We start from the raw sequence: 24,011 nt of genomic DNA on the forward strand, positions 1-24,011 counted from the left end.
GTTCACATACGGGAACTACCACCAGAAGGATCAAGTAATGCGACGAATCGGAATCCTCGCCCTACCCGTCCTGCTCGCCGGTGTCAGCGCCGGCCTGCTCGCCACCCCGGCCCAGGCCGCCACGGCCCTGCCGGTGACGGCGGTGACGGCCAGCTCGAACGACGGAAACGTGCCGGCGAACACCCTCGACAACAACCTCGGTACCCGGTGGTCCGCCCAGGGTGACGGATCCTGGATCCGTTTCGACCTCGGGTCGAGCGTCCAGGTCGGTTCGGTGGCAATCGCCTGGTACCAGGGCAACCAGCGCGCGAGCAGCTTCGCCGTGCAGACGTCGACCAACGCCAGCACGTGGACCACTGCCGTCAGCCAGCGCCAGAGCAGCGGCAGCACCCTTCAGCTCGAGACGTACGACTTCACCGACCGGAGCGCGCGCTACGTACGGGTGGTGGGCTACGGCAACACCGTCAACACGTGGAACAGCATCACCGAGGTCGGGGTCTACGGAGCCGACGGTGGCAGTGGCCCCTCCTGCGCCGTGCCTGCTGACGTGCTCAACCTGACCAACTGGAAGGTCACGCTGCCGACCGGATCCTCCGGCAGCCCCACCGAGATCAAGCAACCGGCGCTGGACAGCTACCAGGTGTCCCCGTACTTCGTGACCACGGACTCGTGCAAGGCGGTCCAGTTCCGCGCCCCGGTCAACGGCGTCACCACCAGCGGATCGAGCTACCCCCGTAGCGAGCTGCGGGAGATGGCGAACAACGGCACGAGCAACGCGAGCTGGTCGTCGACCTCCGGCACCCACACCCTGGTCGTCGACGAGGCCTTCACCGCGCTGCCCTCCACCAAGCCGCACGTGGTCGGGGCCCAGATCCACGACGCCGACGACGACGTGACCGTGTTCCGGCTGGAGGGCACCAGCCTCTACATCACCAACGACAACGACACCCACTACAAGCTGGTCACCAGTAACTACCAGCTCGGCACCCGGTTCCAGGCCAAGTTCGTGGTCAGCGGCGGCCAGATCAAGGCCTACTACAACGGTGTCCTGCAGACCACCATCACGAAGAGCTTCTCCGGCGGCTACTTCAAGGCCGGCGGCTACACCCAGGCCAACTGCTCCAACTCGTCGCCCTGCTCGAGCTCGAACTACGGCGAGGTCAAGATCTACGGCCTGACCGTCACCCACTCCTGACGAGCGTTCCGCCCGGGGGTTCAGGCCCCCGGGCGGGATCCCCGCGCGACCCGTCGGATGGACGTCGCAGCTCCGCACCTGGCCGCCACCACCTCCCCAGCTGCGACATGACTGCTGAGCTACAACTCCCCGTCCCGCTTGGAGAACCTCATGAGCAGCACAAGACTCGGCGCGCGCGGCACGATCGTGGTCACGGCGCTCACCGGTAGCGCCCTCATCGCGATCCCGGCCCTCGCTGCCACCGGCAACCATGGTTCACTCGCCGGCCGGGCAGGGCTGCAGATCGCATCTCCCCTGCCCATCTGCGCGACCAGCGCGAGCAGCGACGACGGCAACGTTCCGGCGAACACCCTCGACGGCAGCCTCGACACCCGCTGGTCCGCCAACGGCGACGGTGTCTGGATCCGCTACGACCTGTGTTCCACCGTCACGGTCGGCACGGTCACCATCGCCTGGCACCAGGGCGACCAACGACAGACCACCTTCACGGTCCAGACCTCGACCAACGGCTCGACCTGGACGACCGTGGTACCCGCCCGGAACAGCTCGGGAACGACGCTGCAACCGGAGACATACGACGTCACCGACCTCGCTGCCCGTCACCTGCGGATCCTGGGCTACGGCAACACCGTCAACGCCTGGACCTCGATCACCGAGACCGCCGTCCTCGGGGCTGGTGCCGCTCCGACGGTGACCCCCACCGCCTCCCCGACCGCCAACCCCACCACCCCGCCGCCCGGCGGCACCGTCGTACACGTCTCCTCGACGGCGCAGCTGACCGCCGCGATGGCCGACGCCGCGCCTGGACACACGATCGTCCTCGCCGACGGCAACTACTCGATCGGAAAGTTGAACGCCAGGAACGGCACGGCCGCCGCGCCCATCACGATCACGGCGGCCAACCAGGGCAGGGCCGTCATAACCGGCGGTCAGCTCGAGGTACTCAGCTCGTCGTACGTGACGGTCTCCGGGCTGAAGTGGACGAATTCCCACACGCTGAAGATCACCAGCTCGCACCACATCCGGGTGACCCGCAGCCACTTCCGACTGACCGAGTCGAGCTCGTTGAAGTGGATCATCATCCAGGGGGCCCCCAGCCATCACAACCGGATCGACCACAACCTGTTCGAGGAGAAGCACCAGCTCGGCAACTTCATCACCATCGACGGGTCGTCCAACCAGCAGTCCCAGTACGACCTCATCGACCACAACCACTTCCGCAACATCGGGCCGCGGGCCACCAACGAGATGGAGGCGATCCGGGTCGGCTGGAGCGCGATCTCCCAGTCGAACGGGTTCACCACCATCGAGCACAACCTGTTCGAGAACTGCGACGGGGACCCGGAGATCGTCTCCGTGAAGAGCAACGACAACACGGTGCGGTACAACACCTTCCGGACGTCGCAGGGCACTCTGTCGCTGCGCCACGGCAACCGCAGCCAGGTGCACGGCAACTTCTTCCTCGGCGGCGGCAAGGCCGGCACCGGCGGGGTCCGGGTCTACGGTCAGGACCACAAGATCTACAACAACTACTTCGAGGGACTGACCGGTACCGGGTACGACGCGGCGCTCCAGCTCGACGGCGGTGACGTGGACACGTCCGGCGCGCTCTCCTCGCACTGGCGGGTGTACCGCGCGACGGCCGTCAACAACACCTTCGTCAACAACGTCTCGAACATCGAGATCGGGGCGAACTACAACCTCGCCCCGGTGGACAGCGTGGTGGCCAACAACATCGTCGTCGGCTCCCAGGGCAAGCTCATCAACGAGCTGAAGAGCCCCAAGAACATGACGTACGCCGGCAACATCGCCTGGCCGACGGGTGCTGCCGTCATCGGCGTGGCCGGCAGCGTCACCATCGCCAACCCGCTGCTGGTGGCGCAGGACGAGGTGAGCCGGATCGGCGCGGGAAGCCCGGCGATCGACGCGGCCGTCGGCGGCTACGCCTTCGTCACCGAGGACATGGACCGACAACCGCGCAGCGGCACCGCCGATGTCGGTGCCGATGAACGGTCGACCGCCCCGGTGACGAACAAGCCGCTGCTACCGGCCGACGTCGGCGTCGGCGCCCCCTGACCGACCCGCAAGGTGACCGGTCAGGGCCGCGCGGAGCGGCAGGTCTGCCGCTGCTCGCCGAGCCCCTCGATCCACGCACTCATCACGTCCCCCTCGGCGAGGTAGGGGAATCGGCCGGACATCGCGACGCCCTCGGGCGTTCCGGTGTTCACCACGTCGCCCGGCTCCAGCGCCAGGTACTGACTCAGATACCAGACCAGGTATCGCACGTCGAAAACCATGTCCGAGGTGCTGGACGCCTGCCGTTGCTCGCCGTTGACACAGCTGCTCAGCGCGAGGTTCTGCGGGTCGTCCACCTCGTCGGCGGTGACCAGCCATGGCCCCAACGGGTTGAACGACTCGCAGCTCTTGCCCTTGGCCCACTGCCCGCCGGTGTCATCCGTCTGAAACCCCCGCTCCGACAGGTCGTTGGAGACGGCGTACCCGGCGATGACGTCCGCGGCATCGGCGGGTGATTCGAGGTAGTGGGCGCTGCGACCGATGACGACCGCGAGCTCGACCTCCCAGTCGGTCTTCGCCGCCCCCTCGGGAGCACGATGTCGTCGTACGGGCCGACCACGGTGTTGGACGCCTTGAGGAAAACGACCGGCTGTACGGGTGGGGTAACGCCGGACTCTGCAGCGTGTCGGACGTAGTTAAGCCCGATGCATGCCACCGTGCCCGGTCGGGCGATCGGCGCCCCGACCCGCAGGCCGGAGGTGTCGATCTCCGGTAGCTGACCGGCGTCCAGCGCGGCCCGTGCCCGCTGGATGCCGTCGCCGGCCAGGAATGCGCCATCGATGTCACCGGTCAGCCCGGCCAGATCAAGGTGACGGCCGTCCTCGGTGAGCAGGAACGGTCGTTCACCACCTCTCGGACCAACACGCACCATTCTCATGCGTGGAGCCCCGTCGCTTGGGCGACGCCGCCGAACCGGGCGAGACAGCGCGGGGGCCTGCGGAGCTGAGGGTGCTCTCCTCAGGATTGCCCGGTGGAGGGCGTCGTAGCGAAGTCTTCGTTCTGGTGGTGACGCCGACGGCGGCGAGTGCGCAGCAGGTGGCTACGGCGGTGATCAGGGGCGTAGCCGTCGACGGTGTGCAGGAACCCGGCGGCGGCCATTGGTGCGGTGCTTTGGCGACGGTGACGGGGGTGGCGAGGTTTCCGGCGATGGTGGATCAGGCGTTGGTGCCGTACCGGGCGGTGAGCAGGTGGAGGTGGCGAGGCTGATGTTGCCGAAGCCGACCACTCTGACGATCGCGCCGGCTGCCGTGGCTGCTCGACGCGCAGCCGGGCACGGTGCCCAACCTCAACGTGGCCGACATGCCGGCCAATGATGTGGCCGGGCTGTGCCAGGCGACCCTCGCGCCGTCCGGCCAGGTACAGACGCCCGTTGCCGAGAGCGTCCACGGCTACGTGCGCACGGCCATCGAGGAACCAGGCACCCGCCAGTTTGCCCGGCAGCGACCTGGCATTCCTGGCCGACGGCCTCGCCGCCGTCACCGCCATCCGAGCCCTCGGCGACCGACCGGACGTACGGGTGCCGACGGCAGCAACTCCCACCTTCGGGAATCGAGCGCCGAAGGCGACAAGACGTAGTGTGGTGTTGACACTCACGGCGAGAGCCTGTGGAAGAGCGGGGCCGCCCGCCGGTGGTTCGCGGCGAGCCGCCCCGATCCGGACGCGACAGCCCATTGACAGCACGACCGCCCACGCTGGGCCGTCCCACGAGGGACGGCCGACGTGGGCGGGGCCGGTGTGACGTCGGGCAGCTACCGCTCATCGTCGCGGACGTCTGACAGGCTGCTGCCGTCACCGAGTTGGCTGCGTGGAATCACGCTGAGACTTCCGTCGGTCTCCAGCACCACGGCCGCGAGGTCGGCAAGGTCGCCGGCCCCCTGGCTGCGGGCGGCCTGCCGCATCTCACTTTCCGTAACCCGTGCACGGCGCATGGTCTGCTCGCGCAGGTGTCCGTCGCGCAGCAGCATGGTCGGCCGGGCCTTGAGCAGCCGCTGTGACAGTGGCCAGCGCACAGCGAGCAGAGCGACGACGTACTGCAGCGCCACCAGCAGCGCAAGCGCGAGGATTCCCTCCACCAGGGAGACGTCGCGGGACAGCAGGATCGTCGCCAACGTCGAGCCCAGCGCCACGGTGACAACGAGGTCGAACGCGTTGAGCTTGGACAGCGTCCGCTTCCCCGAGACCCGCAGGATCATCACGAGCGCCGGGTAGACGAGCGCGGCGACGACCAACACGCGCAGCAGATCGCCCGGATTCTTCCACACCATCACCGACCCGTACCCACGGGCCGCGTCCCTAAGCAACGGCTGCCAACCGAACGGGCCGTCCGACCGAGCACACGTCACCGCTGCGACATGAGTCCCTACAGCTGCGGATCATCCGGGAACGACGGGACGCCGCCGGCAGGGAGGTCACCGGCCCTGCGGCTCCGGCCGTGCCTGTGTCCACCGACGGCGGCGTCCTCGCGGACGCCATCTCGGTTGCGACTACCTGCCGCGGGCCTCGCGGGTGCTGCCGCTGTTGGCCTCGCGGATGGCCTTGACGAGGTCGGCCTTGTTCATTCGTGACCGGCCACGGATGTCGAGCTTACTCGCCAGGTCCATCAGGTGTTCCTTGCTGGCAGTGGCGTCGACCTCACCGGCGGTCCTGCCGGACCTGCGGCCGCTGGCGGCCATCCTGTCGCTCGGTCCCTCCCTGCCCTTGGCCTCCCGGTGGTCGCCCACCTTGTCGAAGGAGTGCTCGACGGCCGCGAACGCCGTCCGGTGGGCGCGCTCACTCTCGCCGTACGAGTCGACTGCCGAGTCGTGCGCCTTGGCGTAGGCGTCCTGTGCCTTCTTCGGTGATCGCTGTAGGGTGCCGGGCACGTCCCTGCCTGCCGGCATCACCGCTCTCCATCCCGTCGGCTCCTGCCGATGACGTGCCCGCACGGTCGCCGCACCAATCACGCGCTCGCGTAGTAGGTGTAGAACGCCTCGCAGTGCTGGCGGGCGTGCTGGATCGACCCGAACCGGTCCGGGAACGTTGGGTCGTACTTGAGCGTCTTGGAGCTGGCCTCGATGTACGGGTTGTCGTTGGAGGTCTTAAGCCGGCTGTGACTGCGGCTGATCCTCAGATCGGTCAGCAGTTGGGTGACGGTCTTGCTGGTCATCGCCGCGCCGCGGTCGGCGTGCACGATCAGCTGGTCCGGGTTCACGCGTTCCCGGTCGAGCTCCCGGGCCCACACCTGCGCGGGCGCCAGATCGGCGAATTCGGGCCGGTCCAGCAGCTGCAGCACCTGCTCACGTTCGGCTTGCGACAGTGCCGGCGGCGGCTTGCGCGGTGCCCGAGGCCGGTTACCAGCGGTGGAGCATGGCGGCGATACAGCGTGGCCCGGGAGACGCCGGTCAGCCGGCAAGCCGGCGCGATACCCCACAACGGGGTCAGCGCCGCCTGCGCCTCGGCGAGGACGGGCTCGACATCGCCGCGGTGTCCGCGCTCTCGGAGAGCAGTTCCCGGGCCTGCGGCACCCGTTCAGGGCACCCGGGCGTTGACCTGCTTCTACCAGGCCCTGATGGTGCTGATCTGGTTTCGGCAAGGGTGAGGACATGACCCTCCTGGCCGCCGGATTCGGCATCTCCCGGGCGACCGCCTACCGCTACCGCGACGAGGGCGTCACGGTCCTCGCCGCCCAGGCGACCGACCTGCATACCGCGCTGCGTCGGGCCGCCGCCGACGGCTGGTCGCACGTGATCCTCGACAGCAGAGTGTTCGACTGCGACTGGGTCGCCGGGACGGCCCTGATGCGAGCAGGTCACGCATTGCACCAATTGCCCGCCTCTGTGGTTTTTGGTCTATAAAGTCGGTTTGCCTTCTCGATGGTCGAGAAGGGCTGAATGAGCAGAGGCGAGAACGTGAGACTAACCCGGCGAATCTCCGCCACCGGAGCGATGGCGATCGCCGTCGGTGCCGTAGCACTTTCCAGTGCGGCCCCGGCGCTCGCCGCGCCCGGCGACGCCAGCGCCCGCGGCGTCGTGATCGACCTGTCCGCAGCCGTGGCCGGCATTCCGGTCATCACGGCCGACGTGGTCATAGGCAGCGCGACCGCACCGGCCGGCGGCGGCACGGACACCGACACCGCTCTGGCGATCACCATCCCGGGCGCCCTAGGCGTGACGGCCACGGGCACGGTGGTCGAGGTGAGTGCCACCCGGGGCGAGACGGCTTCATCGGCCAACGCCGAGATCGCCGACCTGACCCTGGCCATCCTCGGCACACCCGTCATCGACGCCGAGGTAATCACCGCGGCGGTCAACTGCCCACAGACCGGCGCACAAACAGCGGACACCACCTTTACAGGGCTCGAACTGTTCGGCGAGCCGGTAACCCTGGTGCCGAACTCCCCCGGCGTCACTGCCAGCGCAGCGGTCACGGTCCCGGGCCTCACCGGCGCCGCGCTGAACGCCACGCTCACCAACGTCGAAACCGTGACTGAAGACGGTGCTGTCGCCATCGCTGTGCAGGCGACCCTACGGTTGACAGGCTCCGTCGTCGGCGGGCCACTGCTGGACATCCCCGTCGGCACCGTCATCCTCGCCGAGGCGCGCTGCGAGCGTCCGCTCGGCCCGACGCCTACGCCGACGCCGACGCCGACGCAGCCCACGCCTTCGCCGACCCAGCCGACCGCGCCGCCCACGGATGACCCGACCCAACCGCCGACGGCCAGCCCCACCCCGATCCTTCCCGTGACCGGCGCGGACGCCACCGGGCTGTGGTGGCTGTTCGGCATCGGCACCGCGATGGTAACCCTCGGCGGCACCATCTCGCTGATTCTGCGGCGGCGCCGCATGTCACCTAGTGCGTGACGTCAGCCCTCTGAAGTAGGTCACCGCGAGGGGTTTCCGGCCTGCCGGCTGGAAACCCCTCGCTGCGTGTCTCCCGGCCGCAGGGCCGATCCGCGTGGACGGGAGATTCGAACCCGGGCGATGGGCATTCCAACCCTCGGCTTCAATCAGGCCGTGGGCCCCCTGCCCCATCAGCGAGGTAGTCACCTGGACTGCGGGTCGAAGCGGTAGGGCTGTGATCGAGGATCGGCGTACCTACACGGACGTGACACGAGATTTCGGGCTGGTCGCCGGAACCGTGTGCAATTGAATGGATGGCCGAAAGGAAGCAGAATCCGGGAACAAGCGACAAGGCGCGTGAGGCAATCGACCGGGCCCGCGTGTCGGAGATCAAGCGGGCGGTGAGAGCTCGATCGTGGATACGGTCGGAGCCGCCCGAACCAAGGGCACCCGGGTCCGGAGACCGATGCCGCGCGTCACGGTGTTCAACGGCGAGCAGTGGGTCATCGCGTCGCACTGCCGGCGCGGTCCGGCGCCCGGGTGGCTGGAGGCCGCTGCGCCCCTCTCTTCTCTCTCGTTGACGTCCGTGGCGCCATCAACCGCCCCTGCCGGTCTGACGATCCAGCACACGAGGTTGTTTGGGGCTTGTACCGCGGGTATCCGGGGCGAGTTCGGGTGACTGCGCAGGCCGCAGACGGCGTAGTGCGGGGGCAGAGGTTGACGACGGGAGCGACATGGGTAGACGGCAGCAGGACATCCAGGTGGCGGTGGTCACCGGTGCCAGCGCGGGAGTGGGCCGGGCCACCGTGCGGCTTCTGGCCCGACGTAGGATCGCCATCGCGCTGCTGGCCCGCGGACGCCTCGGGCTCCACGCCGCCGCCGAGGAGGTGCGGGCCGCCGGCAGCCGGGCCCTGCCGATCGAGGTGGACATGGCCGACCATGACCAGGTCATCGACGCCGGGCGACGCATCGAGGATCAGCTGGGCCCCATCGAACTGTGGATCAACAGTGCGTTCAGTTCCGTCTTCGCGCCGTTCCAGCAGGTCCGGCCGGAGGAGTTCCGCCGCGCCACGGAGGTTACCTACCTGGGCTACGTGCACGGCACCCGCGTCGCGTTGTCCCACATGACGCCCCGCGATCGGGGTACCATTGTACAAGTCGGCTCCGCGCTGGCGTACCGGGGCATTCCGCTGCAGGCGGCTTACTGCGGGGCGAAGCACGCCATCGTCGGGTTCACCGAATCGCTGCGGTGCGAGCTGCTCCACGAGCGCAGCAAGGTCAAGGTGACGATGGTGCACCTGCCGGCGGTGAACACGCCGCAGTTCGATTGGCTGTTGTCCCGGCTGCCGCGGCACGCCGAGCCGGTACCGCCGATCTACGAGCCGGAGGTAGCCGCCCGCGCCGTCGTTGGAGCCGCGGACCAGCCGCACAGGCGCGAGTACTGGGTCGGCACGTCCACCGCGCTGACGATTCTCGGCAACCGCGTCGCACCGGGGCTGCTCGACCGGTATCTGGCCCGCACCGGCTACAAGTCGCAGCAGACGGGTCGCCCTGCGGACCACAACCGGCCGAACAACCTCTGGTACCCGCTCGACGGGCCAAGAGGGCACGACTACGGCGCGCGGGGTGTCTTCTCCTCGCGGGCGCACGGCCGCAGCCCGCAGGCATGGCTGTCCCGGCACCGGGTGGCGTCTGCGGTCGGCCTGCTCGGCACGGCAGCCGGCGTTCTTGTCTGGCGCCGAAAGTAGCCGAACCAAGCTTGGCCACCGCCGGTCTCCCAGGATCGCCGACCGCGCCGCTGCGGATCGCCGCACGTCGATGGTGTCTGGCTCTCCCCTCCTTTTTGAGGTGTTTGCCGGTCGGTCGCCGTCGGCTTGGCTGAAGATTTCATCAGCCGCTCCGGCCGCAGCCTCTGCGGGTCAGGGTGCCCCGGCGTCGAGGCGGCGGCGTGGGTCCGTTCTTCGAGGGTGAGGTGCTGGTGAGGTCTGGAGAGCCGGCTGAGTCACCCCGCGGGGACGGGCACCACGCCATGTCCTGCCACGAGGTGGTGCTCCTGCTGGGGACGGATCCGCGCGGTGGTTTGAGCCGGGAGGAGGCCGCGCGTCGCCTGGAGCGGTACGGACGCAATGTGCTTTCTGCCGCCGGTGGCGGTGGTGTCCTGCGGCGGGTGCTGCGACAGTTCCACCATCCGCTCATCTACGTGCTGGTCGCGGCTGCGGTGATCACGGCGGTCCTCGACGAGTACGTCGACTCGGCGGTGATCCTCGGCGTCGTGCTGGTCAACGCGGCGATCGGGTATGTGCAGGAGTCCAGGGCGGAGGGCGCGTTGGACAGCCTGCGGTCGATGGTGCGCACCGAGGCGCGGGTGGTGCGCGACGGGCAGGAGCTGATGATCTCCTCGGACGAACTTGTTCCCGGCGATCTGGTCGTGCTGGAGGCGGGCGACAAGGTGCCGGTCGATCTGCGCCTGGTTCGCCTGGCCGAGTTGCGGGTGGACGAGTCGGCGCTCACCGGTGAGTCGGTTCCGGTGACGAAGGACGAGGCGGAGCTGCCGCACGTCACCGAGGTGGCGGACCGGCGCAACATGGTCTACTCGGGCACCCTGGTGACGGCGGGCAGTGGTGCCGGCGTCGCGGTCGCCACCGGCGCCGGGACGGAGTTGGGGCAGATCCACCGGCTGGTGGGTGCAGCCGAGACCCTGGCCACCCCGCTGACCCGCAAGCTGGCCCGGTTCAGCAAGGTGCTGACGGTGGCCATCCTCGTCCTGGCGGCGGTGACCTTCGGTGTGGGTGTGCTGCGTGGCCAGGATGCCGCTGAGACCTTCACCGCGGCCATCGCTCTGGCGGTGGGGGCGATCCCCGAAGGGCTTCCGGCGGCCGTCACCATCACGTTGGCCATCGGGGTGACCCGGATGGCGCGGCGGCGGGCGGTGATCCGTCGCCTGCCGGCGATCGAGACGTTGGGTAGCACCACGGTCATCTGCTCCGACAAGACGGGCACCTTGACCGAGAACCAGATGACGGTGCGAGCGGTGTGGACGCCCGACGGTGAGTTCACCGTCACCGGTTCGGGCTACCGGCCCGAGGGGGAGATCCGTGACGCATCGGGCGCCCCGGCCAGCGAGGCCACCAGTACGGCACTGCACTGGTCTCTGCTCGCGGGTGCGGGCTGCAACGACGCTCGGATACGCGAGGAGGACGGTGCGTGGATCCTTGCCGGCGACCCGACCGAGGGCGCGATGCTGGTGGTCGCGGGGAAGGGCGGCATCGACCGTGAACGGTTCGAAGGCGGCTGTCCGCGTACCGCCACCATCCCCTTCAGCTCTGAGCGGCAGTACATGGCCACCCTGCACGGCGACCGCGACTCCGGACGCGAGGTCGTGCTGGTCAAGGGCAGCGTGGAGCGGGTCGTGTCGATGTGTCGGACCGAGATGGGCGCTGACGGGGACAGCCGCCCGTTGGACGCCGGGGCGGCCCTCCGCTCGGCGGAAGAGCTGGCCGGCCGCGGGCTTCGGGTGCTCGCGACGGCCGTCCGTCCGGGTGACGGCTCCGCCGGCTTCGGTGAACAGGATCTGCCCGGCACCCTGACCCTGACCGGCCTGCAGGCCATGCTGGACCCGCCGAGGAGCGCCGCCGCGCCTGCTGTGCGCGCCTGTCACACCGCCGGGATCGGCGTGAAGATGATCACCGGGGATCACGCGGCGACGGCGACCGCCATCGCCGCCCACCTCGCCGTACTCGGCGACGATCACGAAGGGCAGGTGCTCACCGGAAGGGATCTGGAAGCACTGCCCGCCGAGCGGTCTCCGGAGGCGGTGGACCGCGCTGCGGTGTTCGCCCGGGTGTCACCGGAGCAGAAGCTGCGTTTGGTCGAGACACTTCAGCAGCGAGGCCACGTGGTCGCGGTGACCGGTGACGGGGTCAATGACGCCCCGGCCCTGCGCCAGGCGGACATCGGGATAGCCATGGCGCGCAGTGGGACCGAGGTGGCCAAGGAGGCCGCCGACATGGTGCTCACCGACGATGACTTCGCCACCATCGAGGCCGCGGTCGAGGAGGGCCGCGGGGTGTTCGACAACCTCACCAAGTTCATCGTCTGGACGCTGCCGACGAACCTCGGTGAAGGGCTGGTCATCTTCGTGGCCGTCGTCCTCGGTGCCACCCTGCCGCTGTTACCGACGCAGATCCTGTGGATCAACATGACCACCGCTGTCCTGCTCGGCCTGATGCTCGCCTTCGAGCCGAAGGAGGCCGGCATCATGCGACGACCGCCCCGCGATCCCCGTCGACCGCTGCTGACCGGCGCTCTCGTGGTCCGGATCGGGCTGGTGGCTGGGCTGCTCGTTGCCGGCACCTGGTGGCTGTTCCAGTGGGAACAGGACCGCGGCGCCGGTGTGGCCGAGGCACGAACCGCGGCACTCAACCTCTTCGTCGTGGTGGAGACGTTCTATCTGTTCAGCTGCCGTTCCCTGGTCCACTCGGTCTGGCACGTCGGTCTCTTCTCCAACCGGTGGCTTCTGGCCGGCGTGGCGCTCCAGGCCGTCGCCCAGTGCGCCATCACCTACCTGCCGGTCATGAACCGCGTCTTCGACACCGCGCCCGTCGGCGGCGATGTCTGGCTGCGCATCCTCGCGGTAGGGGCCGCAGCCGCCGCCGTGGTCGCGGTCGACAAGCGACTACGAAGGCACCTGTTGTGACCTCGCGGGAGCCGACGAGGGCTGAACATCCATGTGGCCTGTGCCGCCTGCCCGAGGACGAGTGGCTGCTGCGCTACGAGGGCTTCGACGCCGCCGATGAGGGCACTCGGGAGGCGTTGCTGGCGCTGGGCAACGGCTATCAGGTGACCCGCGGCGCGGCGACCGAGTCCACCGCCGACGGCGTGCACTATCCCGCCACCTACCTCGCCGGGCTCTACAACCGGCTGACCTCCGACGTCGACGGCCGTCGCCGGGTCGACGAGAGCCTGGTCAACGTGCCCAACTGGTTGCCGTTGACGTTCCGCCACCCGGACGGGCCCTGGTTCTCCCGCGCGGTGTTCCACGTCGCGCACCACCACGTGGCGCTCAACCTGCGACAGGGCACGGAACAGCGGGACATCACGGTCCGGGACCCTCATGGTCGGCGCACGCGCATCGTCCAGGAGCGGATCGTGTCGATGGATCGTCCGCACGTGGCCTGTCTCCGAACGACCATCACCGCCCTGGACTGGTCCGGAGCGCTGCACGTCCGTAGCCTTCTGGACGCCCGCGTCACCAACGACAACGTCGCCGAGTACGGCGCGTTCGCCCGGCACCACCTGACGGGTTGTGCCACCGGGTACCAGGGGGACACCTGCTGGTTGACCGTACGGACCACGCAATCCCACGTCCGGATTGCCCAGGCCGCCCGTACCGTGCTCCACCAGCGTGACGAGCCGGTCACCTACCGACAGCTCAGCGACTCCGGATACGTCGGGCACGAGATCCACCTGACCATGACCGCGGGAACGCCGGTCGTGGTCGACAAGATCGTGGCCGTGTACTCGTCCCAGGACCGGGCCATCTCCGAACCGCTGGACGCCGCGTTGGGCGAGATCACCACCGCGCCGTCGTTCCCCGCCCTACGGGACGCGCACCTCCTGGCGTGGGAACAGCTCTGGCGGCGCTTCCACCTCCGCATCGGCGGCCACGACCTGCTCCGGGAACAGCGGGCCCTCAACGTGCACCTGTTCCACGTCGCGCAGACCCTGTCCGGGTACACCGCGGACGCCGACGCGGGCGTGCCCGCCCGCGGATGGCATGGCGAAGGCTACCGGGGACACGTCTTCTGGGACGAGTTGTTCGTCTTTCCACTGCTCAATTTGCGTACCCCCGAGCTGACCCGGGCCCTGCTCCTCTATCGGCACCGCCGGTTGCCCCAGGCCCGCAGACTCGCCCGCGCGCACGGTCTGGCCGGTGCCCTGTTTCCGTGGCAGAGCGGCAGTGACGGCCGTGAGGAGACACCTGAGTGGTTCCACAACCCACTCTCACAGCGATGGATGCCCGACAACTCCCGTCGGCAACACCACGTCAACCTTGCCGTGGCCTACAACGTCTGGCAGTACCACCAGGTCACCGACGACATCGACTTCCTCGCCACCTACGGTGCCGAACTTCTCGTGGAGATCGCCCGGTTCTGGGCAGCCATCGTCGACTACGACCCTCGGGACGACCGCTACCACATCCGGGCAGTGATGGGCCCGGACGAGTTCCACGACGGCTATCCCGACCGCCCGGGGTCAGGTATCGACGACAACGCCTACGTCAACGTCATGACCGCCTGGACGCTCACCCGGGCGGCCGACGCCTACCGCATCCTCGGTGGGCACCACACCGACGACCTGTGGCGGCGCCTGGGGGTCGAGGACTCAGAGGTCGCCCGCTGGGACGACCTCAGCCGGCGCCTGTACGTCCCGTTCCTGCCCAACGGCCTGATCAGCCAGTTCGAGGGCTTCGCCGACCTCGACGAACTGGACCTTGACGCCTATCGCGACCGGTACGGCGACGTCGGCCGCCTCGACCTCATCCTGGAGGCCGAGGGCGACCACACCAACCGCTACCAGACGTCGAAGCAGGCGGACGTCCTGATGCTCTTCTACCTGCTCAGCGCGGAAGAAGTCACCGCGCTTCTGCAAAGACTCGGCTACGACTTCGACCCCGCGACCATCCCGGCCACCGTCCACCACTACCTCACCCGGACCACCCACGGGTCGACCCTCAGCCGGGTGGTGCACTCCTGGGTCCTCGCCCGCTCCGCCCGCTCCCAGTCCTGGCATCTCCTCCGTGACGCACTCACCACCGACCTCTCCGACACCCCGGACGGCACCACCCGTCAGGGCATCCACCTCGGCGCGATGGCTGGCACCGCCGACATCCTCCAGCGCTGCTACACCGGCCTGGAAACCCGCGACGACGCACTCCACCTCCACCCACAGCTACCGGACACCCTCACCCACCTCGACTTCGACCTGCGCTACCGGGGACACTGGCTGCGCATCCACTGCAGCCACCACGTCGTGTCTGTGCGCGCGCTCCCCACCGCCGCCCCGCCCGTGACCGTCATCATCAACGGCCAGGCGTACCCGCTCACCGGCGAAGGCTACGTGCGCCAGGAGCTCGCGACCCGGCAGCCACGCCCGTAGGTGATCGTGGTCCACCCCCGCGCGCCCACCACCGCGACGGCCGGGGCGGACGCCACGACCGGGATCCCGGTGCCGCACCGCGACTGAACGCCGATCGGCACCGATCACGCCCCGGTCGTCGCCGGTGCCGACGGCTGCGCAGGAGCGGACCGCGCGGTGCGCCAGCCCACCCGGGGGGCGGGCTGGCGGGTTCTGGGGAGGGTCCACGCCTTCATCTGGCCACAAGGTGCCGCTGCACCGGCCGAGGCTGGAAGATCGGCCCCAGCTGCCTCTTCGGGACCGGCGACTGGAAACGCCCGTTCCATGGTTGAACGGTGCGGCAGCATTTCCCCATGGCACGACGGTCACCACGAGACGGCGAACAGCTACCTGCCGGGCATTATCCGGGCAGGTGTCGCCACACTGGCGGCACCGTGTCATGAAGGTCGGAGAGCTGATCGGGTGAGTGCGTCCACCCGGGGACCACGGAACAGGTCGACGCCGCACGGGCGGCATCGGGAGCGGCGAGCCCGGCGGTGGCACGTGGAGGTCCCGCATGGGCTCGCGGGCGCCGAGGTGCTGGCCCGCCTTGACGTCGACCCGGAATGCGGTCTCGCCTCGGATGAGGTCGATCGGCGACGGTCTGTGGTAGGGCGCAACGCGCTGGCCCTGTCCACGCAGCGATCAAGCTGGCGAATCCTGCTCGATCAGGTCCGCAGTGTGGTGGTCGTGCTTCTCGCCGCCGCGGTCGTGGCGGGCCTGGTCATCGGTGAGACGGTGGAGGCCGCTGCCGTCGCGGTGGTCATCATCGTCAACACCATCGTCGGCTTCGTCACCGAGTTGCGGGCCCTGCGCTCGATGGAGGCGCTCCGCCACCTCACTGCGGCCCGAGCCGACGTCGAACGTCAGAACCGCCGCGAGGAGATCGACGCGGCGGAACTGGTGCCGGGCGACCTCGTTTCGGTCGAGGCAGGTGACCAGGCGCCGGCCGACATACGCATCCTGGAGGCCGAAGACCTCACCGTCGAGGAGTCCGCCCTCACCGGCGAGAGCGAGGCCGTGGTCAAGAACGTCGACCCGGTGCGGCCGGACACCCCGCTTGCCGACCGCACGAACATGCTGTACAGCGGCACCACGGTCCGCGCCGGTCGTGGTCGGGGAGTCGTGGTCGCCACCGGGCCGGCGACGGAGGTCGGCCGTATTGCCGACCTGGCGGCGTCGACGGAGACCGTGCAGGCGCCGCTGAAGGCCGGCCTGGAACAGCTGGGCCGAATACTCTCGCTGGTCGTCGTCGGCCTGGCCGCCGCCCTCGCCGGTCTGGGCCTGGTACGCGGTCTGGACGTTGAGGAGGTCGTCGAGGTCGCGATCGCTCTGGCCGTCGCCGTCGTCCCCGAGGGCCTGCCCGCCGTGGCCACGCTCACCCTCACCGTCGGGATGCGCCGCATGGCCCGCGAACACGCTCTCGTCCGCCGGCTACCCACCGTGGAGACCCTCGGCAGCACCAATGTCATCGCCGCGGACAAGACCGGCACCCTCACCGCCAACGAGATGCAGGTGGTGGAGGTCGCGCTCGCCGACGGCGTCGACGAGCGGGTGCTGTGGGAGAGCGCGGTGATCTGCAACGACGCGGACGTCGCCCCCGATGGCACTCCGGTCGGTGATCCCACGGAGCTTGCCCTCCTTCTCGGCGCGCAAGCCAGCGGACTCGACTGGCGCACACTTCGCGCCGAGCACACCCGTCGCGCCGAGGTTCCGTTCGACCCGTCCACCAAGCGCATGGCCGTCGTCACCGACGGTGCCGTGCACGCCAAAGGTGCCGCAGAGGTGCTGCTCGACCCACAGCAGCACGCCGCACTCCTCGCCCGGGTGGACGACATGAGCGGCCGGGCACTGCGTACCCTGGCCATCGGTGCCGGCCGTCCGCCCGCTGACAGCGCCAGCGACGACGAGCTGTTCGGCGCGGTCGGCCCGCTCGGCGTGCTCGGCATGATCGACCCTCCCCGCCCAGCAGCGGTCGACGCGGTCACGACCTGCCACCGGGCCGGTATCCGAGTGATCATGATCACCGGCGACCAACCGCGCACCGCCGCCGCCATCGCCCGCGAGGTGGGGCTGCGCGCCGGGAAAGCCGTCACCGGCGCCGAGCTCGACCGGCTCGACAACGACGCGCTCGCCCACGAGATCAGGAACAGCGACGTGTTCGCCCGGGTTGCGCCGGAGCAGAAGCTACGCCTCGTCCGCGCCTTGCAGGCCGCTGGCGGGATCGTCGCCGTCACCGGCGACGGAGTCAACGACGCACCCGCCCTCCGCCAGGCCGACGTCGGCATCGCCATGGGCCGCACCGGCACCGACGTCGCCCGCGAAGCCGCCGACATCGTCCTGACGACCGATGATTTCAGCACCATCGAGAGAGCCATTCAAGAAGGCCGGCGCATCTTCGCCAACGTCCGCCGCTTCGGCCAGTTCCTGTTCTCCTGGCACCTTTCCGTGGTACTCGTCGTCACCGCCGCGCTCGCCCTGGGCCTCGACGCCCCCCTCGTCGGGCTCATGATCCTCTGGAACAACCTCATCATCGACGTGATCCCCTCGTTCGCCCTGGCCCTCGAGCCCAGCAGTGACGAGGCCATGCGCGAACCGCCGCGCCCCAAGGGTGAACCCGTGCTGGGCGCGGGTACCGTGCGCCGCATCCTCATCCACGGCTCACTCGTCGGTGCCGTCGCCTTCACCGCCTACCTGCTCGCCACCAAGGTCATGAACCTTGACCTCGACCAGGCCCGCACCATGACGTTCGTCACCCTCACGTTCGCGCAACTACTCGCAGTATTCAACGCCCGCACCGATACCGGCTCCGGCCTCCGCGGCGCCACCAGGAATCCCTACCTGTGGGGAGCTCTCGCGCTGACCGTCGCACTCGAATCGCTGGCCCTCGGCGTGCCGGCCATGCGGGACCTGCTCGGCCTCACGACTCTCCACGCCCGCGACTGGGCCGTCGCGCTGTCCCTCGCCGCGATCCCGGTCGTCCTCGTCCAGACCGTGCGTGTCATCCGCGCCAGGCCGACCTCCGACTCCGCGGTGTGATCGAGTCGTCAGCAAACGTCTGGCTCGCACTCGCACGGTTTCGTCGGGCCAGGCCGGGTAGGTGAACGGCGGACGCGAGGGCCGACGACTACACGTCGCTCGCCGATGGGGTGCTGTTGGTTGCGGTGATCACCGGTTGAGCGTACGTGCTCGTTGGAGCTGGCCCACATTGTCCCGCAGCCGCCCCGGACCGACCATCCGGGGCTCCCTGATGCTGGTGCGAAACAGCCGTCTCCTGCGTCGCGACAGCACCCCCGGGTTGGAGGCGACGAGGGGGAGAACGGGCGGAGTTGTACAGCCAGCTCCGCCGACAGGGCGTCGAGGCCTGCTCAGGACGTCAAGGAGGTTCGGATGGAGTCTGACTGTCAACGCCGGCTCAACCTTTTCAGGCGGAGCCGACACAGACTGACGACAGGGGGCGGGTGAACGCCAGCCCCTCGCTCTCACGGCGAGGTCGACATGGGTGACCGGGAGAAGCTGATGCCGCGAAGTCCGGCGAAGGGCTGCTCGTCCTCGGCACCGCTCCGTTCATCGGGGAAGGCTTCGACGCCCGCCCTCGACACTCTCTTCCTCGCCGGCCCGGTGGCGCTGGCCCACCCTCTGGCTGCCACCCCGGCTTCGCCAGCGCTGGGAGGAAGCCTTTCCCGAACTCGCCGCTACCCGTAGCAACACGACGTAGCCGTGGACCCCTTCCACGAACCGCCTCGCCGACGTGGCCCGCAGATCGAACATTAAATGACCGCGCACCGAACGCATCTGGTGCCGCAAACCGAAAGCCAAGGTCCTCGCAGATCGAAAATGCGGACGGTTACGATGACGCCGTGACCACAACGCATCTAATCCCCCGCCGCGCCGCCGCGCAGGTCAATGCCGCTCTGGCGGACACCCGCGTCGTCTTGATCAGCGGAGCACGCCAAGCAGGCAAGAGCACCTTGGTCCGCCTCGTCGCCGGCGATCGTCTAGCCGAGCGCCGCGATCTTGATCGGGCTCAGGACCGGGCGGCGGCGATCGCCGATCCCGTCGGGTTCGTGGACTCCTCCGAACTCCTGGTCATCGACGAGATCCAGCGCGCTCCGGAACTCCTGTTGGCCATCAAGGCTGCGGTCGACGAGGATCCCCGTCCTGGCCGGTACCTGCTCACCGGCTCGTCTCGCCTCTTCGGCATGGTGGCTGCCCCGGACGCGTTGCCCGGCAGGATGGAAACCGTCGAACTCTGGCCGTTCTCCCAGGGCGAACTCGACGCAGCGCCGGACGGATTCATCGACGCCGTCTTCGCGCTCGGCCCGGACCTGCGACACGAGTCGGACGTGACCCGCGCCGACTACGCGGCCCGCATCGTGCGTGGCGGCCTGCCCGAGGCGACTACCCGCACCGACCCACGCCGCCGCCAACGTTTCCTCGACGCCTACGTCCAGGCGCTCATCGACCGCGACGTCCGCCAACTGTCCGACATCCAGCACAAGGGCGAGCTACGCCGGCTGGTACGCCTCCTCTCGGCCAGATCCGCGACCATCATCGCCGCAAACTCCCTCGAATCCGCCCTCGGACTGAGCCGGCCGACGATCGCCCGCTACCTCCAGGCACTGGAGGAGACCTTTCTGATCAAACGGATCCCCGGCTGGTCCCGCAACCTGGGCACCCGCGCCACCGCCGCGCCGAAACTGATCTTCGTCGACTCGGGCATTGCCGCCAACGAGATCGCGATCGACGTCCGGGCACTGCTCCGGCCGGGCGCACCGTTCGGTCCGCTGCTCGAATCATTTGTCCTGTCCGAGCTGTCCCGGCAGCTCACCTGGTCCGAGCAGTTCGTCGACCTGTCCCACTACCGCGACCAGAGCAGGTACGAAGTCGACGCGGTGCTCGAGAACCGAGCTGGTCAGGTGGTCGGGATCGAAGTCAAAGCAGCCGCCACCGTCGGACCCGACGACTTCCGCGGGCTACGCCGGCTCGCCGAGCGCCTCGGCAATGACTTCGTCGCCGGCATCGTCCTCTATACCGGAACCTCCACGCTGCCGTTCGGCGACAGCCTCCGCGCCATGCCGGTCAGTGCCCTGTGGCAGACTCCCGCCCCGACAGCAGACTGACCTCGCCCGCAGGTCGCTCCTCAGCCGTCAGGGCCGCCGAGGACCGAAGGGCGTGGTCTGCTGACCTTCAGCAAGCGGTCGCGACTGGACCGCGCAGCGACCGGCACACGAGGCCAAGGAGCGAAGAGCCGCAGAGTATCGGCCTACGGACAGCGGCGGAGCGTCGGGTGAGGAAACCGATGCTCTATCCCCTGAGTTACGAGGGCGCGAGGGCCCAGTCTCGCGACTTGGGCGTTCACCTGGGATGGCAGGGAGTGGTCCACGTTCACCCCCGTCACCCGGACCCCCGTTGTCGCGGACCAGGACCACCACCCGAGCACCCGAGCACCGGTTTGCGACCAGCAGTCAGCCGCGGTGACCCGCGTTGGCACGGGGTTGGCATCCGCTGGGGAGCACACACCGCGCACATCATCGATGGTCATAATGCCACCGACTCTCGGTCGAGGAGTCGGCTGGGGAGTGGGCGCTGAGGCGGCAACCCTCCGCGAGCCTCGAACTCGCTTACGGCTGGAAGAACGTGGTAGTCAGGTACACCGAGATGCCCCCGATATTCCGGACGTCTGCGCGGAGCGGCATGGGAGGCTCTTGCGTCGGCGCACTGCGCCTCGCCCCAGTGTCCGGGGCGGTTTGGCGGTAGCGGACGTGCGTGCGCTCGCCCGGAACCGGCCGGCCGTTGGTGACCCGGACGGGAGGGCCGGGCCGCGGCTACCGTAGCCGGTGCACAGCGGCCCCGCCGCGGGGTCCGGTGGGTGGTCACCGTCCGTCTCACCTCCCCACCGTCGGCGTGCCGAGGCGACTCGGCCACGCGTTGCTGACGTTCCGATCTGGCTCTGCGCGGCTCACAGCAGCGTGGTCAGCACACCTCCGTCGACGCGCATAGCCGATCCGTTGATCGCGGAGGCGAGGGGACTGGCGAGGAAGGTCACCGCGTTCGCGATCTCTTCCGGTTCGATGAACCGCCCCAGCAGGGAAGTCTCGTTGGCACCGATGACCGCCGCCTTCATCTGCTCCTCGGGGATGGACTGCGCGTCGGCCAGCGCCTTGACCGTCCCGGCGACGCCGTCGGAGTACGTCGGGCCGCCCAGCACCGAGTTGACGGTCACCGCGGTGCCCTTCGTGAGCTTCGCCAGTCCGTTGCCCACCGAGAGCATCGCCGTCTTGGAGGTGCCGTAGTGGATCATGTTGGCGGGGATGTTGACGCCCGATTCGCTGCTGACGAAGACGATCCGTCCCCAGTCCTGCTCGAGCATCGTCGGCAGGAGCCGCCGGGCGAGCCGGACGCCGCTGAGGACGTTGACCTCGAAATAGCGCCGCCAGTCGTCGTCGGAGATCAGCTCGAAGGGCTTGAGCTCGAAGAGCCCGACGTTGTTGACCAGGATGTCGACGCTCGGGATCTGCTCGCACAGCCGGTCCACGTCGGCGGTGACCGCGAAGTCGGCGGGCAGGCCGGTGACGGACACGCCGGGCACCTCGCCGCGCAACGCTGCCACGGCCCTGTCCAGCTTCACCGCATCGCGGCCGTTGAGGATCACGTCGCAGCCCTCGGCGGCCAGGGCCCTGGCCGTCGCGTAGCCGATGCCCTGACTCGATCCGCTGATGAACGCGGTCTTGCCCTTGATTCGCAGGTCCATGTGTTCGTTCCCCTCGGGAATGGCCGCCGACCGGAGCCGGGACCTCGTCACCCCGCCGGATCTCGGCAGCGGCAGGTCCGATGCTGTCAGCGGCCGATGAGCATGCGATGAGCGAACAGAGCAGGATGGGTTCCCGAGGCGGCCCACGCCTGCTCAGCACCTGATCACGCGCGATCCGGCCGGGCCCCGGCGCCACGATCCCGGCCTTCGGCCGTGTTCAGGGCCGGTACCGGGCGATCATGGTCTCCACCGCTTCCGCCACGGCCCGCTCGATCGCGGAGGGTTCGGGCGCCCAGTCGGTCAGCAGGAGGGTGGGCCAGAAGACGAAGTTGGAGATCATGCCGAGAAACTGGGTCGCCGCGAGGGTGGGGTCCTCGACCGTCGCGGAGCCGGCGACGTGTGCGGCGGCCAGGTACCGGCTGACCGACTCGAAGTAGGGCAGCTTTCCCTGGCTGAACTGGGCTTCGCCGAGTTCGGGGAAGCGCGGCAGCTCGGCGATGACGATGCGGAACAGTGCGGTCATTCCGGGGCGGGTGAGCAGTTCGACGTACCGGTGACCGATCGCGGTCAGGCCGGCCCGCAGGTCCTCGGCGGACGGGTCCGGGGCCCCGGAGTCCTCGACCCTCCAGGATTCGGTCACGATGGCGTCGAAGAGAGCCGCCTTCGTGGGGAACTGCTTGAAGAGGGTCGCCTTCGAGACCCCCGCCGCCTCCGCGATCCTGGCGAGCGAGGTGCTGTCGTAGCCGGAGGCCAGGAACAGGCCGGTGGCGGCCGCGAGGATGGCCGCGCGCTTCTCTTCTGCCACGCGTCGGTGGTACGCCGAGGGTTCGGTGCGCATGGGTTCCAGTATGCCCGATGGCGAGGTGAGTCACTTGACTCACCTCCACCCGGTCAGTAGCGTTCGATGGTGAGGTGAGTCGGTCAGCTCACTTACTGATCCATTGAAGGGGTACCCATGACACGCTTCACCCACCAGACCGCCCTGATCACCGGCGGCACCGGCGGACTCGGCGAGAGCCACGTACGGGCGTACCACGCCGAAGGCGCGAAGGTCGTCATCGGCAGCACGGCGGGCGGTCTGAGCAGGGCCACGCAGCTCGCTACGGAACTGGGCGACCGCGCCCTCGCGGTCCGCCTCGACGTCACCAGCGAGGACGACTGGGCCGCTGCGGTCACCGCCACCGAGCAGGCCTTCGGCACGCTGACGATCCTGGTCAACAACGCGGGCGTCCAGAACTCCGCCACCACGATCGAAGCCACCGACCAGGCCCGCTGGGACCGCGCTCTCGCGATCAACGTGACCGGCCAGTTCCTCGGTATCAAGACCGTCACCCCGGCGATGCGGCGCGCCGGCGGCGGTTCCATCGTCAACATCGGATCGACCATGGGGTACGGGGGAACCGCACTCTACGCCTCGTACGTCGCCAGCAAATGGGCGGTCAGGGGCCTGACGCTGAGCGCCGCCCTCGAGTTGGGCCGCGACAACATCCGGGTGAACGCCATCCACCCCGGTGTCATCTCGACCAGGCTGATCCACGAACCGGCCGCACCCGGTGAGCGGCCCATCTCGGACTTCTACGACCCGGAGCCGTTCGCGATCCCCCGACTCGGCGCCCCGGCGGACGTGAGCGCGGCACTGCTCTACCTGACCTCACCGGAGGCATCGTTCGCGACCGGCACCGAGCTGGTGCTCGACGGCGGCCTGCTGCTCGGCCCGGCGCTGCCGGCGGGGGTCGCCGAAGCCGCCTGACCTCCTCGATCCCGCTGCGGTCGCCTCTGAGGAGAGGCCACCGCGCCAGGCGAGGTCCCGCCCCGGGCCCCGGTCCGCCACTCGGAACCGAGGGCGGCGTGCGGGTCGGCCTGGTACACCCGGAGGCACGCGACAGCTCGACCGCTGCCGGTCGGCGACGATCGCAGCTACCCCACCCCCTACCGGCGTACCACGTCAGGGTCGCTACCCCGGTGTGATGCCCCACCCCGTACCGCTTCCCTA

Annotated in this window: 15 protein-coding genes and 1 pseudogene; 10 read left to right on the forward strand and 6 right to left on the reverse strand. The window is 69.1% G+C overall.

The window, feature by feature from the left end; genetic code table 11:
- Positions 1-37: 37 nt before the first annotated feature.
- Both ACQUFX_RS21745 and ACQUFX_RS21750 read left to right on the forward strand, forming a co-directional pair.
- The gene (locus tag ACQUFX_RS21745) at positions 38-1,195 is read left to right on the forward strand and encodes a polysaccharide lyase family 7 protein (protein ID WP_428962162.1); all 1,158 of its coding nucleotides are present in this window, start codon (positions 38-40) and stop codon (positions 1,193-1,195) included.
- 150 nt (positions 1,196-1,345) lie between these two features.
- Entirely contained in the window at positions 1,346-3,271 is a 1,926-nt protein-coding gene (locus tag ACQUFX_RS21750) for a chondroitinase-B domain-containing protein (protein WP_428962163.1), read from the forward strand.
- Positions 3,272-3,291: 20 nt separating this feature from the next.
- Here the strand turns inward: ACQUFX_RS21750 and ACQUFX_RS21755 are convergent.
- From ACQUFX_RS21755 to ACQUFX_RS21770, 4 genes and pseudogenes are all read right to left on the reverse strand, one after another.
- Positions 3,292-4,148: pseudogene (locus ACQUFX_RS21755) on the reverse strand (fumarylacetoacetate hydrolase family protein).
- 871 nt (positions 4,149-5,019) lie between these two features.
- A complete protein-coding gene (locus ACQUFX_RS21760; RefSeq protein WP_428962164.1) occupies positions 5,020-5,535 on the reverse strand; it encodes a DUF421 domain-containing protein in 516 nt (171 codons plus the stop codon).
- A gap of 219 nt (positions 5,536-5,754) precedes the next feature.
- Positions 5,755-6,150, reverse strand: coding sequence for a ChaB family protein (locus ACQUFX_RS21765; RefSeq protein ID WP_428962165.1), 396 nt, complete (start codon positions 6,148-6,150; stop codon positions 5,755-5,757).
- A gap of 59 nt (positions 6,151-6,209) precedes the next feature.
- Entirely contained in the window at positions 6,210-6,542 is a 333-nt protein-coding gene (locus tag ACQUFX_RS21770) for an integrase core domain-containing protein (protein WP_428962166.1), read from the reverse strand.
- A 310-nt stretch (positions 6,543-6,852) separates the two neighbouring features.
- Between ACQUFX_RS21770 and ACQUFX_RS21775 the strand changes: the two genes are divergently transcribed.
- The 7 genes from ACQUFX_RS21775 to ACQUFX_RS21805 all read left to right on the forward strand — a co-directional run bounded on the left by ACQUFX_RS21775 (position 6,853) and on the right by ACQUFX_RS21805 (position 20,387).
- The gene (locus ACQUFX_RS21775; protein ID WP_428962167.1) at positions 6,853-7,104 is read left to right on the forward strand and encodes a hypothetical protein; all 252 of its coding nucleotides are present in this window, start codon (positions 6,853-6,855) and stop codon (positions 7,102-7,104) included.
- Positions 7,105-7,140: 36 nt separating this feature from the next.
- Positions 7,141-8,109, forward strand: coding sequence for a hypothetical protein (locus tag ACQUFX_RS21780; protein ID WP_428962168.1), 969 nt, complete (start codon positions 7,141-7,143; stop codon positions 8,107-8,109).
- A 713-nt stretch (positions 8,110-8,822) separates the two neighbouring features.
- On the forward strand, positions 8,823-9,836 hold the full coding sequence (locus ACQUFX_RS21785; protein ID WP_428962169.1) for an SDR family oxidoreductase: 1,014 nt from the start codon (positions 8,823-8,825) through the stop codon (positions 9,834-9,836).
- Positions 9,837-10,117: 281 nt separating this feature from the next.
- Positions 10,118-12,784, forward strand: coding sequence for an HAD-IC family P-type ATPase (locus ACQUFX_RS21790; RefSeq protein ID WP_428967032.1), 2,667 nt, complete (start codon positions 10,118-10,120; stop codon positions 12,782-12,784).
- Positions 12,781-15,246: a glycoside hydrolase family 65 protein gene (locus ACQUFX_RS21795; protein ID WP_428962170.1), complete on the forward strand. Its 2,466-nt coding sequence runs from the start codon at positions 12,781-12,783 to the stop codon at positions 15,244-15,246. Before ACQUFX_RS21790 ends, ACQUFX_RS21795 begins: the two co-directional genes overlap by 4 nt.
- Before the next feature lie 522 nt (positions 15,247-15,768).
- A complete protein-coding gene (locus ACQUFX_RS21800; RefSeq protein WP_428962171.1) occupies positions 15,769-18,303 on the forward strand; it encodes a cation-translocating P-type ATPase in 2,535 nt (844 codons plus the stop codon).
- A gap of 821 nt (positions 18,304-19,124) precedes the next feature.
- Positions 19,125-20,387 carry an ATP-binding protein gene (locus ACQUFX_RS21805; protein WP_428962172.1) on the forward strand — a complete coding sequence of 421 codons (1,263 nt, stop codon included), beginning with the start codon at positions 19,125-19,127 and terminating at the stop codon, positions 20,385-20,387.
- Positions 20,388-21,226: 839 nt separating this feature from the next.
- Here the strand turns inward: ACQUFX_RS21805 and ACQUFX_RS21810 are convergent.
- The gene (locus tag ACQUFX_RS21810; RefSeq protein WP_428962173.1) at positions 21,227-22,018 is read right to left on the reverse strand and encodes an SDR family NAD(P)-dependent oxidoreductase; all 792 of its coding nucleotides are present in this window, start codon (positions 22,016-22,018) and stop codon (positions 21,227-21,229) included.
- A gap of 217 nt (positions 22,019-22,235) precedes the next feature.
- Positions 22,236-22,823, reverse strand: a complete 588-nt coding sequence (locus tag ACQUFX_RS21815) for a TetR/AcrR family transcriptional regulator (protein WP_428962174.1) — start codon at positions 22,821-22,823, stop codon at positions 22,236-22,238.
- Between the two features lie 150 nt (positions 22,824-22,973).
- Here ACQUFX_RS21815 and ACQUFX_RS21820 point away from each other — a divergent pair, with 150 nt between their 5' ends.
- Positions 22,974-23,768, forward strand: a complete 795-nt coding sequence (locus ACQUFX_RS21820) for a glucose 1-dehydrogenase (protein ID WP_428962175.1) — start codon at positions 22,974-22,976, stop codon at positions 23,766-23,768.
- Positions 23,769-24,011: the final 243 nt, after the last annotated feature.

This window comes from Micromonospora fluostatini (genome assembly GCF_050410825.1).
Taxonomy (GTDB): domain Bacteria; phylum Actinomycetota; class Actinomycetes; order Mycobacteriales; family Micromonosporaceae; genus Micromonospora; species Micromonospora rosaria.

What these genes read in the sequence shown, in the direction of transcription:
- ACQUFX_RS21745 (WP_428962162.1), top strand. Translation starts at nt 38, where the DNA reads ATGCGACGAATCGGAATCCTCGCCCTACCCGTCCTGCTCGCCGGTGTC.
- ACQUFX_RS21750 (WP_428962163.1), top strand. Translation starts at nt 1,346, where the DNA reads ATGAGCAGCACAAGACTCGGCGCGCGCGGCACGATCGTGGTCACGGCG.
- ACQUFX_RS21760 (WP_428962164.1), bottom strand. Translation starts at nt 5,535, where the DNA reads ATGGTGTGGAAGAATCCGGGCGATCTGCTGCGCGTGTTGGTCGTCGCC.
- ACQUFX_RS21765 (WP_428962165.1), bottom strand. Translation starts at nt 6,150, where the DNA reads ATGCCGGCAGGCAGGGACGTGCCCGGCACCCTACAGCGATCACCGAAG.
- ACQUFX_RS21775 (WP_428962167.1), top strand. Translation starts at nt 6,853, where the DNA reads ATGACCCTCCTGGCCGCCGGATTCGGCATCTCCCGGGCGACCGCCTAC.
- ACQUFX_RS21780 (WP_428962168.1), top strand. Translation starts at nt 7,141, where the DNA reads ATGAGCAGAGGCGAGAACGTGAGACTAACCCGGCGAATCTCCGCCACC.
- ACQUFX_RS21785 (WP_428962169.1), top strand. Translation starts at nt 8,823, where the DNA reads ATGGGTAGACGGCAGCAGGACATCCAGGTGGCGGTGGTCACCGGTGCC.
- ACQUFX_RS21790 (WP_428967032.1), top strand. Translation starts at nt 10,118, where the DNA reads ATGTCCTGCCACGAGGTGGTGCTCCTGCTGGGGACGGATCCGCGCGGT.
- ACQUFX_RS21810 (WP_428962173.1), bottom strand. Translation starts at nt 22,018, where the DNA reads ATGGACCTGCGAATCAAGGGCAAGACCGCGTTCATCAGCGGATCGAGT.
- ACQUFX_RS21820 (WP_428962175.1), top strand. Translation starts at nt 22,974, where the DNA reads ATGACACGCTTCACCCACCAGACCGCCCTGATCACCGGCGGCACCGGC.